Source organism: Chryseobacterium sp. TB1-D10 (genome assembly GCF_059803555.1).
On sequence record NZ_JAPFHB010000002.1, the window covers coordinates 19,549 to 35,728 of the forward strand.

Consider the following 16,180-nt stretch of genomic DNA (forward strand, 5'->3'; position numbering starts at 1 on the left):
AATATTTTAGAATACAAAATTTAAAAGAATGAAAAAATTATATGAATTAGCGAAACGAAATAAATATGAAATATTATTGATTGCGCTGCTGCAGCATCTTTTTATAGGTGTTTTCGTGGTTGATATTGGTTTTTACACAGAGGTTTTATGGCCCATCAATATGGTAATCTTGGGCTTGGCAAGTGTGGGTATTTTTATCGAAAAAGGAAAAATGAAGAATATTGTTAAAAATTTTTTGACGCTTTTAGTGATTACGCTTCCGATAATGCTTCCTTTTTTTAAAGGAAATCCTGAATTTATGGCTTTCTTAAATATCAGCTATGTTATCTTTTTTAGTTTCATATTTATAGAATTATTCAAATTTTTGATAAAACCAAGTTACATCAATACAGATATTATTTCCGCTTCTATGTGCGGTCTGTTTTTATTGATTGAGGTTTTTGTGTTTCTATTTCAAGCCTGGGTGTATTCGGAACCTAATTGTTTCAAAGGTCTGGATTATACCAGTCCTGCACATACCTTTATGGATTTGGTTTATTTTTGTTCAATTACCTTAACTACGATAGGTTATGGCGACATCACACCAAATGCTTATTATACAAAGCTCGTCACGTCTCTTATAGGAATTGCAGGACAGTTTTATTCGGTGGTTATTGTGGGTATACTTATAAGTAAATTCACCAGTTTTGAATCAGCGCCGAAGGATTAAAGTTAATCTTAATAAGCGATTTCTATTTTTACTTTCTTGCCTTTCAACTTTTCGTTGGTTAGTTTTTTAAGAAGTTCGATGGTTTTTTTGCGGTTGACAGCAACATAAGAGGTTGTGTCTTTCACTTCGATCAAACCAATGTCATCTTTTTCGAGTTCTCCCTTTTTGATAAGATAACCTACGATGTCAACCTTATTAACTTTATCTTTTTTTCCTGCGCTGATGTAGATTGTCTGATTTGGTGTTCTATCAGGAACACGGTTGCTTTCCGATACGTTTTCTTCCGGTGTATTGCTTTTGATGAATGGGAAATTATCGTCCTCGGTCATAATTAAGAAAGCAAAGCCTTTGGCATTCATTCTCGCCGTACGTCCGTTTCTGTGGATGAAAGCGTCTTCTTTTGGAGGCAATTGATAATGAACGATGGATTCTACTTCAGGTACGTCTAAACCTCTTGAGGCCAAATCTGTTGTGATTAATATTCTCGCAGAATCATTTCTGAATTTCAGAAGCGCGCGTTCTCTCTCGTCCTGTTCCATTCCGCCGTGGAAGGTTTCTCTTTGGATTCCTTTTTCTCGTAATAATTCAGAGATCCTATCGACTGCATCCCGGTGATTGCAGAAGATCAAGGTTCTTTTGTTTCCGATTTTGCAGATCAATTGGAACAGGGTGTTCAGTTTATCTTCTGAAGTTGTCATCACTTTGCGAAGCTGGATGTTTGGTTTTGACTCGTTTTCTTTGAGGAAATTGATTTTCTTTTCGTTGTCCAGTTCAACAAATTTCGGGATGTTGTCCATCACCGTTGCAGAAGTCAGGATTCTTTGAGAAAGACCAGTGAGAGAACCGATGATATATTCCATATCTTCCTGGAAGCCGAGTTCCAAAGCTTTGTCGAACTCGTCCAAAACCAAAGTCCTGATCGTTTCAGGATCGAAGTTTTCGTTTTTCAAATGATAAGCAATTCTTCCAGGCGTTCCAATGAGAACTGCCGGTGCCTCTATCAGATTATTCACCTCGATTTTTTTATCGTGACCACCGTAAGCAATAGAAACTTTGAAATCTGTTCCCATTGATTTGAAAACCTGCTCGATCTGCAAAGCCAATTCTCTTGCAGGAACCAATATTAAAGCCTGAATTCCTTTTACATCTGTTTTCAAATTTCTAAGAACCGGAAACAGGAAAGCCAAAGTTTTTCCGGAACCTGTTGGCGACAACAGGATGATGTCGGTTTCGTTTTCGGAAGCAGTGTATGTAGATTTCTGCATTTGATTCATATCCTGAATCTGCAGTTTTTCAAAAATCGGTTGTAATTCCATTTTGCAAAGATAATTTTTTTGGAATTCAATTATTGCAAAGAAATATTTGATTTAAACTAATTCCTGCAATTCTTTTTTTGAAATTTGAGTATTTTCCAAAATCAAAATCTCATCAGCAATTTTCCTGACATCTTCGGAATGATGGCTGATTATGAAAATGATTTTTTCTGATTTTAATTTCTGAATCAAATTATAAATAAAAACTCTACTAATTTCATCAAGTGAAGAAGTTGGTTCATCTAGGATAAGGAATTTTGGATCATGATATAAGGCGCGCATCCATCCTAATAATTGCTTCTGACCTCCGGAAAGATTTATTCCTTCTTCTCCAACCAAAGTCATAAAACCTTGTGGTAAAGAATTGATAAACTTATCAAAACCTAAAGAAATAAGTTGCTGTAATTTTTCTTCATTCACTTTCTCATCCAGAATTATATTTTCAAGAATATTACCATTGAAAAGCTGAATTTTTTGCGGAACGATACTAACTGCATTTCTCCAACTATCAATCGCAATGTTTTTCAAATCCAAATTTTTATTAATAGTAATTTTGCCGTTTTCCGGAGCATAATTTTTTTGTAAAATTTCTGTCAATGTAGTTTTTCCGCTACCACTTTCTCCTAAAAGACAGGTGATTTTACCTTTTTTTAGTTCGACAGAAACGTCGTTTAGTAATCTGCTTCTTCCGTTGAACCTAAAATTAATATTCTGTATGTCAATGGAATTCAATTCTGTAATTTCTTCTCCTTCGGATTTTTCTTTTTCTAAAGATGAATACTCAAACATTCTATCAAAAGCGACTCGTGCTTCTTGTATAGGAATGCTTGCCAATGCTAGATTTGTAATTGCCGAAAGCAACGAGCTGGAGATCCCTATTATGGCCATTAATTCTCCAATTTTGATTTCATTAATCAAAACATTATAGGAAGAGAAGCTCAAAATTCCTAACATAACAAATACCAAAGCAATTCCTGAATAGATAGAAATCTGGAGATTAAGCTTGCCCAATTCAAAAATTGATTTTTGAAAATTTCCGAAAATAAATTGGTTCTTCTTTAAAAATAAATTCTGTTTGGAAAAACCTTTTACAACATCAATTCCTCTGATGCTGTCAATATAATTGGCTTCGTTGCTGCTGTAAGCCTGCATTACATTTTTCTGAGACTCGATTATTTTCTTGTTAAATCTGAATATCATAAAGAAAATAACCGGCGAAACGACTAAGCAAAATGCAGCTAGTTTCCACGAGTAATAGAACAGAAAACCAATGCTGATGATAACAGACATGACTTCGGTTGCTGTATTTGTAATCAAAAGTTTGATGACGTTTTGGATTCTTTGCGTGTCATTCAGTCTGGCAACAAAATCTCCAATTTTTCGGGTATCAAAAAATAATTTCGGAAGATGAATCAAAGACGAGTAAAATTTCCCATTAATTCTTTCATTGAATGCTTTGCTCTGTTTAATAATGTAAAGTTCTCTCAATGCCTGAATAATAACTCTTCCAAAAAGTAAAAAACCAAGAAAACTAATACTTAAAAAAAGTATATTAATTTTTCTTTTAGGGAGAATATCATCTATCAGTTTTTGTGAAAAGATAGACATAGACATCCCAAGCAAAGTGAAAATAACGCCAAGAAAAATGATTGTAAAAACAGCTTCTTTATCCTCAGAAATAAGGTTTGTCAGCCAGTTGATTTTTTCTTTGTTGGTTTGAGAAACTTTCCGAAAATTTTCGTTTGGTTTAAGCGTAAGGCAGGTTTTTGAAACCCAGACTTTTTCCAGTTCGTCTTTTGTCCAATATTCTATGCCTTTGGCAGGATCTCCAATACAAAATTTAGAATCTCCAAGAGAATCATAAGAATAGCAGATAACATAATGTTCGTATTTTTGGTCTATGACAACGTGTAATATGGTGGGTTCGCCATGCTCTATCAAAGAATTGGTGTCAGCTTCGCAGCCTTCAGCTTCAAAACCGATTTCTTTTGCACATTGGTACAATCCGAGTAGAGTAGTGCCGGTTTTGGAAGTTCCGCTTTTTTCTCTTAGTTTTTCTAATGAAATTTCGCCTCCATAATATCTTACTAACGATTGCAGGCATCCAACGCCGCAATCCGTCTCGTCTTTTTGCAGGGAAAAGGTTTTTTGAATAAGTTTATTATTTTTCATTAAAATCCGATAAAACTTTTTCGATCTTTATAGCTCCTGTACTTCTGTGTACTAATTTGTTTTCAGTATTATAACCAAGAAAGTAAGGGATTCCTGTCATTGCGAATTTCAGATACACTTCGGATTTTGGATCATTGCACCACTTGAGGTTTTCGGCTTTGTCAAGTTTATATTTTTCCGCGAACTTTTTGATTTCAATTAATGGTTTATCGGTGAACATAATCCAATTGATGTTCTTATGATTTTCATTGATTTTTGAAAGCTCATCCATTTCTGCCTGACAGTAATCACAATCTGGATTGAAGTAAACAAAGATTTTGTTGCCTTGCGGTAAAGTATTATTGGTTACGGAATTTCCGTTGATATCTTTTACTGAAAAAGCGGGAATGTTTTTTAAAGCTTCTACTTTGGACTTTTTCTTTTGGAAATTAGAAAACAGATAGAAAAGAATTCCTATTGCAAGGACGGGAATCAGAACTGCAAAAATTTTAAGCGGTTTTTTGGTTTTCATCAATACTGAGAATTAAGAATTAAGAAACAAACAATCCCTGTCCAAAATATTAATCCAATCCCATAAGTCATCGATACCAATCCGAAAGATTTGACAGGTTTTACTTTTTGGTCGGATAGTTCATAAATGCCCCAAGCCAGAATTCCCCAATAAAACAATTCAAAAAGATTTACAAGTTGTAGCGGATAAGCCAGCCATTTTTCTGTAGAGATATGCTCCCGAAGATTGATAAGCGAAATAGGATAATAGGTTTGCAGATCTTCCAGCGTGTAATCTGTATCGATCCAATGAAAATTGACAAACTTATAAAATCCGGCAATCACAAAAACAAATTCTGCGATGAGAGCCAGAAAAACAAAATCCGAAAACTTTACTTTTTCTAATCCTAACAAATCAAAAAGCTTAATGAAATTAAGACAAAAAGCAACCAGTAAAAATTTGATGCCGATCAATAACGGCGTAACTGCGTAAGAAACCCACCACCATTTTTTCTGGCTTTCCATGTAGTTTTGTACAACATCACTTGGGTAATCTTTAGAAAGAAAATCTAGAATTTTTGAGTTTGTGGAGATGTAGGTTTTGTCTAAAAAAGTGAGCAAAAGATAGCAAAAGATTATGCCAATGAAAATTAGAAAATTCTTCATTTATGAATTAAAATAGTAAAAGAATGGATTTTTATTACGAATTAAAAACAAGAGAGGCTTTCTACCTCTCTTGTTTAATTGTGAATTATATCTTATATAGAAATATACCGAAAGAATATAATACAATTATGCAAAAAATACAAAATGCAATATTTTTAAATTATTATTTATATTCAAGTGGTTAACCACCATACAAATTGAACTTAAAACACCAATTAATGAATAAAAAGAATTGGAAAAAAATCCATACAAATAAACAGTAAGTGAGAAAAGCATAAAAAATACAATTATTATATTTCTTTTATCAATTGCAAGTATTTTGGTCAACATAATTTCTATAATTATTAGGAAATGTTATAAAGATGATATAAAACAAGTTGCCCCTATAGATACCTAGGACTTCCACCTTGCAAATTTTCCATTTGCGAAATTTCTAACTTTTTCATTTTTATAATCTTAATTTTTCGGTATAATATAAGAAATGGAGTTTAAAATTTAAAAATTTTTATTAAATTTATTTCTCGCTAATACAATAAATATAAATATTCCTATAGAAAATACTGCAGCTATTTTTTTTGCAAATAAGGGGAATATTTTAAAATAAATATCCGTTAACAACAAAATTGTTGCTACTAAAACATACGATATTAAAATTTTTCTATACAAAAATTTCTCTTTAAAAGTTTAAGAATTCCAACAGTTATAAGCCGCTAAAGCCCAGCCAGGTAAACCTTGCCAAGGATTTGGATTGTATCCTAACCCAACAAAAAAACAATTAGGTTTTTGAGAGCCTCCATTTATATCTGCAAGTTGGTTTACTTCAATTTTTTTCATAATTTTTATTTATCAAAACATCCATTTGAGTTACCGGCAAAAAAACCACCAATTCCCGCAGCTATTCCCCCTAGTGGTCCTCCTGCTGCTGACCCAATAATAACAGCGCCAACTGTTAATAACCCATCAATAAGACACTGTCTGCCTGTGCCACCTTGCAAATTTTCCATTTGCGAAATTTCTAATTTTTTCATTTGTAATAAAATTTTAGTTTGTTTTTAAGTTTTCCTCGTGAAAACCTTTAGCAAATTTGTGAGGAAAATGTTTTATTTCCTATTCCATTTTGGAATAATCGTATTATTTAAGGTTTTTTAAGTTTTTAGTGAAAAATAATTTTTAATTTTGTTATTCACAAATGAAAAACTAATGACCGAAAAAGATCTTGGCTTTATGATAAAAAAGCTGCGTGAAGAAAAAAATATGTCTCAGGAAGAGTTAGCGATTCAGCTTAATATCTCTCAAAGCAAACTTTCCAAAATAGAAAACGGTAGATTAAAGGCAAGTATGATTCTATTGCTAAAGATTTGTAATTGCTTTCACATTGAAGTCATAGAAATTCTTGGCCAAACTAGTTAATATTATTTTAAATAGCCCCGATAGAAACGGTTACCCCACAGCAAGGGATGGGGAAAGCTTTGGCGCGAGGAGTAATAGTGGATAGCGGGAATTGCTCCAAAGCAATCGACGGAGTCAAATAGCTCCTTAAAATTTCCGTTTTATTAGTTTGATTATCAATCGTTTATAATTAGATTCAACTTCTTTGAAAATATTGTTCATTTCAAATATTTTTCTTAATTTTGCACCACTTTTGTGAACGCACTTTCGGGCGAAGTAAAACATTAACAATTAACATCTTCCATATTTTTCAGGATTCACAGCAAAGCCAAAGTCTGAAGTAATTAGGAATACAAATTTTTTTAGAAAATGTCAAAAGAGACAAATTCAGCAGAGGTTCTATTGAACCAAAACGTAACACCAGAACAATTTGATTGGGATTCTTTCGAGTCAGGTCTTAACGCAGAAGACAGAAGCGAGAAGAAAGAATTGGAAGAAATCTACAACGGTTCTCTTAACAATCTTGCAGATAACGATGTGATCATCGGGAAAGTTGTAAGATTGACTGATAAAGAAGCCATCGTAGATATCAACTTCAAATCTGAAGGTGTAATCTCTCTAAACGAATTCCGTTACAACCAAGGCCTCAAAGTAGGCGATGAAGTTGAAGTAATGGTTGACAGAAGAGAGGACAAAACAGGACAATTACAATTATCTCACAGAAAAGCTAGAACGCTTAAAGCTTGGGATAGAGTAAACGAGCTTCACGAAACTGGAGAGATCGTAAACGGTTTTGTAAAATCCAGAACTAAAGGAGGTATGATCGTTGATGTTCACGGAATCGAGGCGTTCTTGCCAGGTTCTCAGATCGACGTGAAACCAATCAAAGATTACGATCAGTTTGTAGGTAAAACTATGGAGTTCAAAGTTGTGAAAATCAACCCTGAGTTCAAAAACGTAGTTGTATCTCACAAAGCGCTTATCGAAGCGGATCTTGAAGGACAGAAGAGAGAGATCATCGGTCAATTAGAAAAAGGACAGGTTCTTGAAGGAACTGTTAAAAATATTACTTCTTACGGTGTATTCGTAGATCTAGGAGGTGTTGACGGATTGATCCACATTACAGACCTTTCTTGGTCTAGAGTGAACCACCCATCTGAAATCCTGGAAGACGGGCAAACTGTAAAAGTTGTTATCCTTGATTTTGATGATGAGAAAACCAGAATCCAATTGGGTATGAAGCAATTAGAAGCTCATCCTTGGGATGCTCTTTCTGCTGACCTGAAAGTTGGTGACAAAGTAAAAGGAAAAGTAGTAGTTCTTGCTGACTATGGTGCATTCGTAGAGATCGCTCCAGGTGTAGAAGGATTGATCCACGTTTCTGAAATGTCTTGGTCTACTCACTTGAGAAGCGCAGGAGATTTCGTAAAAGTAGGTGATGAGGTAGAAGCAGAAGTATTGACTTTGGATAGAGAAGACAGAAAAATCTCTCTAGGTATCAAGCAATTGAACAAAGATCCTTGGGAAAATATCGAAGCTAAATATCCAGTAGGTTCTCAACACGTTGGAACTGTAAGAAACTTCACAAACTTTGGAGTATTCGTAGAATTGGAAGAAGGAATCGATGGATTGATCTATATCTCAGACCTTTCTTGGACTAAGAAAATCAAGCACCCATCTGAGTTCTGTGCAGTTGGAGATAAGTTAGACGTGATCGTATTAGAATTGGATACGCAAGCAAGAAGATTGTCTCTAGGTCACAAACAATTGACTGAAAACCCTTGGGATAAATTCGAAACTAAATACGCTGAAGGAACTGTACACGCTGGAAAAGCGACTGAAGTACACGACAAAGGTGCATCTATCCAGTTCGAAGACGTAGAGGTTGAAGCTTTCTGCCCATCAAGATTATTAGAGAAGGAAGACGGATCTAAAATCAAAAAAGGTGACGAAGCTCAATTCAAAGTGATCGAATTCAACAAAGAATTCAAAAGAGTAGTGGTTTCTCACACAGGAATCTTCAGAGACGAAGAGAAAAAGAATGTAAGAGATAACTCTAACAGATCTAACAACAATAATAACAATACATCATCTTCTTCTAATAACGAAGAAAAATCAACTCTTGGTGATATCGATGTATTGGCAGAATTGAAAAGAAAAATGGAAGAAGGAAACTAATATTCCTGATTCTTAATTTTTTAATAAATTAGCCACCCGAAAAATATTTTGGGTGGCTTTTTAATTTAACATATATATGAAAAAAAAATTATTATTTGTAGGCTTAATGGCTTCAATCTTTTCCTCAGCTCAGATCAGCGTAAACCAGGGTTTTGAGAATACAACTTATCCTGGTTTTACCAATGTTTCGTTTTTCAGAAGCGCTGTGATTTCGCCTTGCGTAGGATCTTACGGATTAACAAGAAATTTCTGGAACGGCGGAATAGTTGGGTCCACAACTTATGCGTCAACTTCTTCAACAGGTGGAAAATTGGATATTTCTTTCCGGTACAAAACACATATCTATAGCGGTGGTTCGGTAAATGGAACTTTAAAAGTGGAATATTCAATTGATGGCGGAACAAACTATCAGACGATTCAAACAATCAATTTGACTTCTGTTGTTTCTTGTACGACTTTCACAACTTCACTTCCTCCAGGTGCGGTTCCTTCGGGATCAGATTTCAGATTCAGAGTTTCGGGACAATGGATGTCTGGAGACTACAATGTGATTTTGGATGAGTTTGTAATGTCGCAAGCTACTTTGGCAACTTCGGACGTAACTAAGAAAGAAACAAAGATTTATCCAAATCCTTTCAAAGATGTGATTCATTTTGATAATGCTGAAGCGATAAAGTCTGTATCAATTTCAGATTTCTCCGGTAGAAAAATCAAAACAATCAATGAAGTTTCAAAAGAGTTAAGATTGTCAGAACTCAAAAAAGGAAATTACATTCTTACTATCGATTATAAAGATGGCAGCAAAAATAGCAGTAAGCTGATCAAAGAGTAAAATTTAAAACCGTTTCGCAATTTCGAGACGGTTTTTTTTTGATTTAAATATCATTACAGACAATTTCTTATCTATTCCAAAATTTATCAGTAAAAATTTAAATTGTAAATTCGCCGGCTGAAAAATAGTTATGGAGAAAAAAAATATATTAAAAGGCGTCCTGTTTGTCGGAATCGGAGCGAGCATTTACGGAATGCTGGCAACGTTTGTGAAATTATCTTACAAAGATGGATTTACAACTTCTGAAGTAACGACGGCACAGTTTGTATTAGGATTTATAGGATTATCGATTTTAAATTTAATTCAAACTAAAACTTCCCAAAAACCTTTATCAAAACCAAATTCCAAAGAGATCAGAATGCTGATGTTGGCAGGAACTTCTATGGGATTTACAAGTTTGTTCTATTACATTGCGGTTCAATATATCAATGTTTCAATAGCTATAGTTTTGTTGATGCAGTCCGTTTGGTTCAGTGTGGTTGTAGAAAGTTTCATCGCCAAAAAATTCCCAAATATTAGAAAAGTAATAGCTGTAATTATCGTTTTGACAGGAACAGTTTTAGCAACAAACCTGATCAATATGGAAGTTGAAATCGACTGGCACGGCATCTTCTGGGGCGTTCTGGCAGCAGCATCTTTTACGATGACAATGTTCACATCCAACACTTTGGCAACGCATTTGCCGGTTTTGAGAAAAAGTATGACAATGTTGACTGGTGGTTTGGTAGTCGTACTTTTGTTCTTGTTCTTCGCTCAAATTGGACCCTTGCATTTCGAAGGATTGAGATCTTTCTATCTTAATTTTACAGAAAACACCCAACACATTCGCCCATTTGATTATTCCATCTTTTGGACTTACGGATTTGTTCTGGCGTTGTTTGGGACAATCATTCCACCGATTTTATTTAATATTGGATTCCCGAAAGCAGGTTTGGGATTGGGAAGCATCATTTCGTCTTTGGAACTTCCGGTTTCTGTGACAATGGCTTTTGTACTGTTGAAAGAAGAAGTGATTATGATTCAATGGCTTGGGATTGCATTAATATTATTCGCCATAGTTCTAATGAATTTACCTTCCAAGAATGATGAGCAGTTGGTAAAAGCTTATCATTAAAATAAAAAAAACTGCTTTCTAAAAAGCAGTTTATAATTTACGTAAAAAACGTCTCATTTTACTGAGACGTTTTTATTTTTTATTGTGCAGCGTTCTGAACGTCTGTTTTCACTTCTTCAGCTTTATTTTTGAACTGATCCGCTGTTTCGTTAGCTTTTTCTTTCAATTGTTCAGCTGTTTGATTGGCTTTATCTTTCAAATCGTTTCCGAATTTTGTCAGATTTTCCTTCGCACTATTGATGGTGTCTTTTACTTTTTGCTGATCTTCCGGAGAAGATTTTTTGTATTTCCACCAAGCCAAAGCTCCTACTCCTAACAATGCCAAAAGGCCATTTGTTTTATTTCCCATGATATAATTTTTTATAGTTAATATTAATTACCAAGTCAGTAGAAAATTTTGTGCCAACATTTTAATATTCAGAATATTTTGGGCGTGCCCCTCTCCAAAGCTTTCCCAAGGCTCGGGCCACGTTGCCCGTTCCTATCTTTTTATTTTTTCAGAACGTTGGGTTTTCGAATTTTGGTTTCAGACAAAAAAAATAAAAAGGATATCCACTACCATCTCTCACGCGCTGCGCAGAGTTGAACCTTTTGACAAAATTACATTATTTCAGATCCGAAAGAAGTTCAGCCAATTTCTTCGTCAATTCTCTTCGGCTGAATTCATTAATATTCGCCGAATTCTGAATCGATTTTCCACTTTTCCAATCTTCGTAAAGTGAAAAAATAAATTCCTGAATTTCTAGATTCTCCGAATAATCAAAATGTTTTCCGGCTTTGGTTTTATTAAGGATTGTTTCAACATCTGCATCTTTTGGTCCGAATGAGATGATCTGTCTTCCGGTCGCCAGATATTCAAACAATTTTCCAGGAATAATGCCTTTAGAACTTTCACTAGGAAAATTAGTAATCAACAGCAGATTCGAATTTTCCATTTCTTTTACAGATTCGTTGTGCGCCAAATAACCAATATTTCGAATGTTATTTTTCAAAACAGAATTCTCAATCTCATTCAGAATTTTATCATCAACTCGTCCAACAAATTTCAATTCAAAATCCTTAGCAAAATCCTGATCTTTTCCGCAAAGTTCTTGCAAAGCTTTCCAAAGATTCTCCGGATTTCTCAATTGTTCCAAAACGCCAACATAACTCAAAGTAAATTTCACTTCTTCATTTTCATTTGTCACACTGAGCGGAGTCGAAGTGTTTTTATTGTCAAAACCATTAGTCACGCAAAAAGCATTCGCTCCATTTTTTTTGAAATTTTCAGCGTCCGTATAACTTGTTGCAAGCGTCAAATCTGCATTTTCAAAAACCGATTTCTCAAGTTGTCTGTGTTTTCTGTCGGAACCTGAAGTCAGTTTCAAATGTTTGTAATAGGATATCTCTGTCCAGGGATCGCGGAAATCTGCTATCCATTTTAGATTTGGTATTTCCTTTTCTAATCCAAGCCCAATCAAATGTAAACTGTGTGGCGGACCAGTTGTGACAATTGTATCAATATGATGTTCTTCCAAATATTTTTTCAAAAATTGAATTGAAGGTTTTACCCAAAATTTCCTCGCATCCGGAATAAAAAAATTTCCTCGGATGAAAATCGAAAGCTTCGAAACAAAAGACTGATTCTTCCCGACATCAAACTGCCCGCCTTTGAATTTCTTATTACTCTTACTGAATTTCTCCGCAATCTGATAAGGTTCCCAAATATTGGTCTTTACAATTTTCAGATCTTTCGGAACTTCTTTCGTTAAAGTCTCATCCATTAAAGGATAACTCGGATTTTCCGGTGTGTAGATGATTGGTTCCCAGCCAAATTCCGGAAGATATTTTGCAAACTTCAACCAACGCTGAACTCCCGGTCCACCAGCTGGCGGCCAATAATATGTGATAATTAAAACTTTTTTAGAATTTTCCATTTAAGAATTTCGGCTTCATCAAACTATTCAGTAAATTTATATGTTTTTTGAAAGGTCTAAAATAGGGCTTTTTATAATTTATTTTACAATGATCATTAGAGAAAGAACCAATTGGTTGAAAATGCTGTTTATCTGGAAAGGTTCTGTTCTGCTCAAGATCATTCCACAATTATTGATCATCACACTTTTCTCAGTGGTTGTTCTTTATTTCAAAGGTACTATTTACGATTACAAAGTTCATCTCAATCCGGCAATCTTCACTTTGCTTGGTTTGTCTCTGGCCATTTTTATGGGATTTTGTAACTCTGCCAGCTACGATCGTTTCTGGGAAGGCCGCAAAATTTGGGGATCTTTGGTTATAGAAACCAGATCTTTGACGCGTCAGGTTTTGACTTTAATTAATGATACTTCTGAAAATTCCAAAATCAAAAAACAGGAATTTATAAAAATCATTGCAGCGTTTTGCTGGGCACTTAATTTTCAACTCAGAAACAAAGACGCGAATGGTAAAATCCAAGAATTATTATCTCCTGAAAATTTTAATAAAGTAAAAGATAAAAAATTCAAACCCGTTATTCTGCTGGATATAATGGGAGAGTGGATCAATGTTCAGAATAGTGAAAAGAATATCGACACAATCGTTTTGACTTCATTAGATCATCAGCTGAATCAATTATCAAGTATTGTCGGTGGTTGTGAAAGAATTGCGAACACACCTTTGCCTTTTGCTTACAGCGTTTTGCTCCACAGAACCGTTTATCTATATTGCTTCTGGCTTCCGTTTGGTTTGGTGGATGTTGTAGGGTGGATGATGCCGGTTATTGTTCTATTTATCAGCTACACATTTATCGCCTTGGATGCTATTATTCAGGAAATTGGCGAACCTTTTGGTGAAGAAGAGAATGATCTTGCACTCAATACGCTTTGCAAAACGATTGAATTCTCAATATTTGAACAGGTGCAGATTCCGCAACCAGAACTAGAAATTCCCACTTCATATTTTATAGATTAGATGAATTATTTCTCCGAACAAAAATTTACAAAAACCGATTTTACAGAACTTGAAAAAGCAGATTACGACAATTGTGTTTTCACAGATGTGAATTTTTCGGGTCAGTACCTTTCGGATTTCAAATTCTCAGATTGCGACTTCAGAGATTGTGATCTCAGCAATGCGAAGATTCATCAGACTGCTTTTCGGGATATCGTTTTCAAGAATTGTAAGATGATCGGACTTAATTTCGAGGATGCGCATTCATTCAATATCTCTTTCAAATTTGAGGATTGTATATTGGATCATTCCTCATTTTATCAATTAGATATTAGAAAAACAAGCTTCAAAAACTGCAGCTTAAAAGAAGCAGATTTCACAGAAGCTAACCTTTCGAATTCATTTTTCGATCATTCAAATTTGACAGACGCTGTTTTCGATCGAACAATCTTAGACAACGCCAATCTTAAAAATGCCATTAATTTTTCCATCGATCCAATTAAAAATCAACTCAAAAAAACCAAATTTGCAAAAGATAATCTCGCAGGATTACTAGACAGATTACAAATTATTATCGAATGATATTCAGACGCTTATCTTTTATAAGTTTTACGCCTTTGTGAAACTTAAAACAGATTAATAATTAAAATCTTTGTGGACTTTGTGTTCAAATAAATAAATATCCAAATGAAAAAAATACTCTACGCAGCTTTCCTTTTATCCATAACAGTTTCTGCACAATATACTGATATTAATATCATAAAAGAAGTCAAGGTGAAGAACAAAGGTGTCGTAGTTTCTGCGCATCCATTGGCAAGTGAAGCAGGAGCAAAAATCCTTAAACAAGGCGGAAATGCTTTCGATGCAGTTGTTGCAACTCAGTTAGCTTTGGCCGTTGTTTATCCTCAAGCCGGAAATATTGGTGGTGGTGGATTTTTGGTCGCTACAACTTCAGAGGGAAAAAAAATCGCTTTAGATTATCGCGAAACTGCACCTTCCAAGGCTTCTTTCGATATGTATTGGGACAAGCAGGGAAATGCGAATACGGATCTTTCTCAATACGGAAGATTGGCGGTCGGAGTTCCGGGAAGTATTTCCGGAATGTTTGAAACTTTGAAATATGCGAAACTTCCATTTGCTAAATTAATTGAACCAGCAATCGATCTTGCAGAAAAAGGTTTTGCTATTACAGAACAAGAAGCGGGATTACTGAATTCCCACAAAGCAGATTTCCTTAAAAACAACAAGAACAAAACTGTTTTCGTAAAAGATCAGGACTGGAAAATCGGAGACTTGCTTATCCAGAAAGAATTGGCGGAAACTCTAAAAAGAATCCAGAAATCGGGCGAGAAAGAATTCTACCAGGGCAAAACCGCAGATTTAATTCTTGCCGAAATGAAATTAGGAAATGGAATAGTACAATCTCAGGATCTTAAAGATTATAAAACAAAAGAAAGAAAACCGTTGGTCTTCGATTATAAAGGTCATCAGATCGTCTCAATGCCTTTGCCTTCAAGTGGTGGAACTTTGCTTGCTCAAATGCTGAAAATGGCATCTTTCGAAGATCTTTCCAAGTACCAGCAGAATTCTACGGAAGCGGTTCAGATTATGGTGGAAGCAGAAAGAAGAGCTTATGCCGACAGAGCAGAATATATGGGTGATCCGGATTTCATCCAGGACAAAACGCAGATGCTGATCTCCGATGAATATCTGAAAAACCGTTGGAAATCTTATAATCCAAAATTAGCGACACCAAGTAAAGATGTAGGAAATATCATCAATCCAAATCAAAAAGAAAGTACTGAAACAACTCAGGTTTCCATCCTGGACAAATTCGGTAATGCAGTTTCTGTAACCACAACACTGAACGGACTTTACGGAAGCAAAACTGTAGTTTCCGGTGCAGGATTCTTCCTGAATAATGAAATGGACGATTTCTCAATCAAACCAGGTGTCCCGAATATGTTTGGTGCTGTTGGTGGAGAAGCTAATAAAATAGAACCCGGAAAAAGAATGCTCTCATCTATGACGCCAACTTTGGTTTTGAAAGACAACAAAGTAAAGATTGTGGTTGGAACTCCAGGCGGAACTACAATTCCAACCTCAGTTTTCCAGGCAATTGTGGGTGTGATTGATTTTAAACAAAATGCGAACTTTTCAGTAAATGCACCGAAATTCCATCATCAATGGTTGCCGGAATTGGTGATGACAGAAAAGAATTTTCCGGAAACTACGATCAAATCTCTGGAACAAATGAATTACAAAATCCAAAGAATCCCACAAATCGGAAGAACAGAAATGATTCTGGTAGATGATAATAAAACGATTCATGCCGTTGCAGACGGTCGAGGCGATGATTCGGTAGGAGTGGAATAGGAAATTTATCCAAGGCATAATGTAATACAATACGG

At 35.0% G+C, this 16,180-nt stretch carries 16 protein-coding genes; 8 read left to right on the plus strand and 8 right to left on the minus strand.

Features of this window, described 5'->3' with window-relative positions; translation table 11 throughout:
* Positions 1-28: 28 nt before the first annotated feature.
* On the plus strand, positions 29-709 hold the full coding sequence (locus OPU68_RS02365; RefSeq protein ID WP_498472361.1) for a potassium channel family protein: 681 nt from the start codon (positions 29-31) through the stop codon (positions 707-709).
* A gap of 8 nt (positions 710-717) precedes the next feature.
* On the opposite strand, the gene OPU68_RS02370 is transcribed toward OPU68_RS02365, so the two are convergent.
* The 6 genes from OPU68_RS02370 to OPU68_RS02395 form a co-directional block, all read right to left on the minus strand.
* On the minus strand, positions 718-2,025 hold the full coding sequence (locus OPU68_RS02370; protein WP_498472362.1) for a DEAD/DEAH box helicase: 1,308 nt from the start codon (positions 2,023-2,025) through the stop codon (positions 718-720).
* A 51-nt stretch (positions 2,026-2,076) separates the two neighbouring features.
* Positions 2,077-4,194: a peptidase domain-containing ABC transporter gene (locus OPU68_RS02375; RefSeq protein ID WP_498472363.1), complete on the minus strand. Its 2,118-nt coding sequence runs from the start codon at positions 4,192-4,194 to the stop codon at positions 2,077-2,079.
* A complete protein-coding gene (locus tag OPU68_RS02380; protein ID WP_498472364.1) occupies positions 4,184-4,705 on the minus strand; it encodes a TlpA family protein disulfide reductase in 522 nt (173 codons plus the stop codon). The genes OPU68_RS02375 and OPU68_RS02380 overlap by 11 nt, the downstream gene beginning before the upstream one ends.
* Entirely contained in the window at positions 4,705-5,349 is a 645-nt protein-coding gene (locus OPU68_RS02385) for a hypothetical protein (protein ID WP_498472366.1), read from the minus strand. The genes OPU68_RS02380 and OPU68_RS02385 overlap by 1 nt, the downstream gene beginning before the upstream one ends.
* Positions 5,350-6,033: 684 nt before the next feature.
* Positions 6,034-6,183, minus strand: a complete 150-nt coding sequence (locus tag OPU68_RS02390) for a hypothetical protein (protein WP_498472367.1) — start codon at positions 6,181-6,183, stop codon at positions 6,034-6,036.
* A 5-nt stretch (positions 6,184-6,188) separates the two neighbouring features.
* Complete coding sequence (locus tag OPU68_RS02395; protein ID WP_498472368.1) at positions 6,189-6,377, minus strand: hypothetical protein; 189 nt, start codon at positions 6,375-6,377, stop codon at positions 6,189-6,191.
* Positions 6,378-6,549: 172 nt separating this feature from the next.
* Here OPU68_RS02395 and OPU68_RS02400 point away from each other — a divergent pair, with 172 nt between their 5' ends.
* The 4 genes from OPU68_RS02400 (at position 6,550) to OPU68_RS02415 (ending at position 10,862) form a co-directional block, all read left to right on the plus strand.
* Positions 6,550-6,759, plus strand: coding sequence for a helix-turn-helix domain-containing protein (locus OPU68_RS02400; RefSeq protein ID WP_498472369.1), 210 nt, complete (start codon positions 6,550-6,552; stop codon positions 6,757-6,759).
* Between the two features lie 348 nt (positions 6,760-7,107).
* Positions 7,108-8,916, plus strand: a complete 1,809-nt coding sequence (gene rpsA, locus OPU68_RS02405; RefSeq protein WP_498472370.1) for a 30S ribosomal protein S1 — start codon at positions 7,108-7,110, stop codon at positions 8,914-8,916.
* Positions 8,917-8,992: 76 nt separating this feature from the next.
* The gene (locus OPU68_RS02410; RefSeq protein WP_498472371.1) at positions 8,993-9,748 is read left to right on the plus strand and encodes a T9SS type A sorting domain-containing protein; all 756 of its coding nucleotides are present in this window, start codon (positions 8,993-8,995) and stop codon (positions 9,746-9,748) included.
* Positions 9,749-9,878: 130 nt separating this feature from the next.
* On the plus strand, positions 9,879-10,862 hold the full coding sequence (locus OPU68_RS02415; protein WP_498472373.1) for an EamA family transporter: 984 nt from the start codon (positions 9,879-9,881) through the stop codon (positions 10,860-10,862).
* 79 nt (positions 10,863-10,941) lie between these two features.
* Here the strand turns inward: OPU68_RS02415 and OPU68_RS02420 are convergent, their stop codons facing one another.
* Positions 10,942-11,211: a YtxH domain-containing protein gene (locus OPU68_RS02420; protein ID WP_498472374.1), complete on the minus strand. Its 270-nt coding sequence runs from the start codon at positions 11,209-11,211 to the stop codon at positions 10,942-10,944.
* A gap of 256 nt (positions 11,212-11,467) precedes the next feature.
* The gene (locus tag OPU68_RS02425; protein ID WP_498472375.1) at positions 11,468-12,778 is read right to left on the minus strand and encodes a glycosyltransferase family protein; all 1,311 of its coding nucleotides are present in this window, start codon (positions 12,776-12,778) and stop codon (positions 11,468-11,470) included.
* 88 nt (positions 12,779-12,866) lie between these two features.
* On the opposite strand from OPU68_RS02425, the gene OPU68_RS02430 reads away from it, so the two are divergent.
* From OPU68_RS02430 to ggt, 3 genes are all read left to right on the plus strand, one after another.
* The gene (locus OPU68_RS02430; RefSeq protein WP_498472376.1) at positions 12,867-13,790 is read left to right on the plus strand and encodes a bestrophin family protein; all 924 of its coding nucleotides are present in this window, start codon (positions 12,867-12,869) and stop codon (positions 13,788-13,790) included.
* A complete protein-coding gene (locus tag OPU68_RS02435; RefSeq protein WP_498472377.1) occupies positions 13,791-14,351 on the plus strand; it encodes a pentapeptide repeat-containing protein in 561 nt (186 codons plus the stop codon).
* Positions 14,352-14,456: 105 nt separating this feature from the next.
* Positions 14,457-16,145 carry a gamma-glutamyltransferase gene (ggt, locus tag OPU68_RS02440; protein WP_498472378.1) on the plus strand — a complete coding sequence of 563 codons (1,689 nt, stop codon included), beginning with the start codon at positions 14,457-14,459 and terminating at the stop codon, positions 16,143-16,145.
* Positions 16,146-16,180: the final 35 nt, after the last annotated feature.

What these genes read in the sequence shown, in the direction of transcription:
- OPU68_RS02395 (WP_498472368.1), bottom strand. Translation starts at nt 6,377, where the DNA reads ATGAAAAAATTAGAAATTTCGCAAATGGAAAATTTGCAAGGTGGCACA.
- OPU68_RS02365 (WP_498472361.1), top strand. Translation starts at nt 29, where the DNA reads ATGAAAAAATTATATGAATTAGCGAAACGAAATAAATATGAAATATTA.
- OPU68_RS02435 (WP_498472377.1), top strand. Translation starts at nt 13,791, where the DNA reads ATGAATTATTTCTCCGAACAAAAATTTACAAAAACCGATTTTACAGAA.
- ggt (WP_498472378.1), top strand. Translation starts at nt 14,457, where the DNA reads ATGAAAAAAATACTCTACGCAGCTTTCCTTTTATCCATAACAGTTTCT.
- OPU68_RS02370 (WP_498472362.1), bottom strand. Translation starts at nt 2,025, where the DNA reads ATGGAATTACAACCGATTTTTGAAAAACTGCAGATTCAGGATATGAAT.
- OPU68_RS02385 (WP_498472366.1), bottom strand. Translation starts at nt 5,349, where the DNA reads ATGAAGAATTTTCTAATTTTCATTGGCATAATCTTTTGCTATCTTTTG.
- OPU68_RS02410 (WP_498472371.1), top strand. Translation starts at nt 8,993, where the DNA reads ATGAAAAAAAAATTATTATTTGTAGGCTTAATGGCTTCAATCTTTTCC.
- OPU68_RS02415 (WP_498472373.1), top strand. Translation starts at nt 9,879, where the DNA reads ATGGAGAAAAAAAATATATTAAAAGGCGTCCTGTTTGTCGGAATCGGA.
- OPU68_RS02380 (WP_498472364.1), bottom strand. Translation starts at nt 4,705, where the DNA reads ATGAAAACCAAAAAACCGCTTAAAATTTTTGCAGTTCTGATTCCCGTC.
- OPU68_RS02375 (WP_498472363.1), bottom strand. Translation starts at nt 4,194, where the DNA reads ATGAAAAATAATAAACTTATTCAAAAAACCTTTTCCCTGCAAAAAGAC.
- rpsA (WP_498472370.1), top strand. Translation starts at nt 7,108, where the DNA reads ATGTCAAAAGAGACAAATTCAGCAGAGGTTCTATTGAACCAAAACGTA.
- OPU68_RS02425 (WP_498472375.1), bottom strand. Translation starts at nt 12,778, where the DNA reads ATGGAAAATTCTAAAAAAGTTTTAATTATCACATATTATTGGCCGCCA.
- OPU68_RS02390 (WP_498472367.1), bottom strand. Translation starts at nt 6,183, where the DNA reads ATGAAAAAAATTGAAGTAAACCAACTTGCAGATATAAATGGAGGCTCT.
- OPU68_RS02400 (WP_498472369.1), top strand. Translation starts at nt 6,550, where the DNA reads ATGACCGAAAAAGATCTTGGCTTTATGATAAAAAAGCTGCGTGAAGAA.
- OPU68_RS02430 (WP_498472376.1), top strand. Translation starts at nt 12,867, where the DNA reads ATGATCATTAGAGAAAGAACCAATTGGTTGAAAATGCTGTTTATCTGG.
- OPU68_RS02420 (WP_498472374.1), bottom strand. Translation starts at nt 11,211, where the DNA reads ATGGGAAATAAAACAAATGGCCTTTTGGCATTGTTAGGAGTAGGAGCT.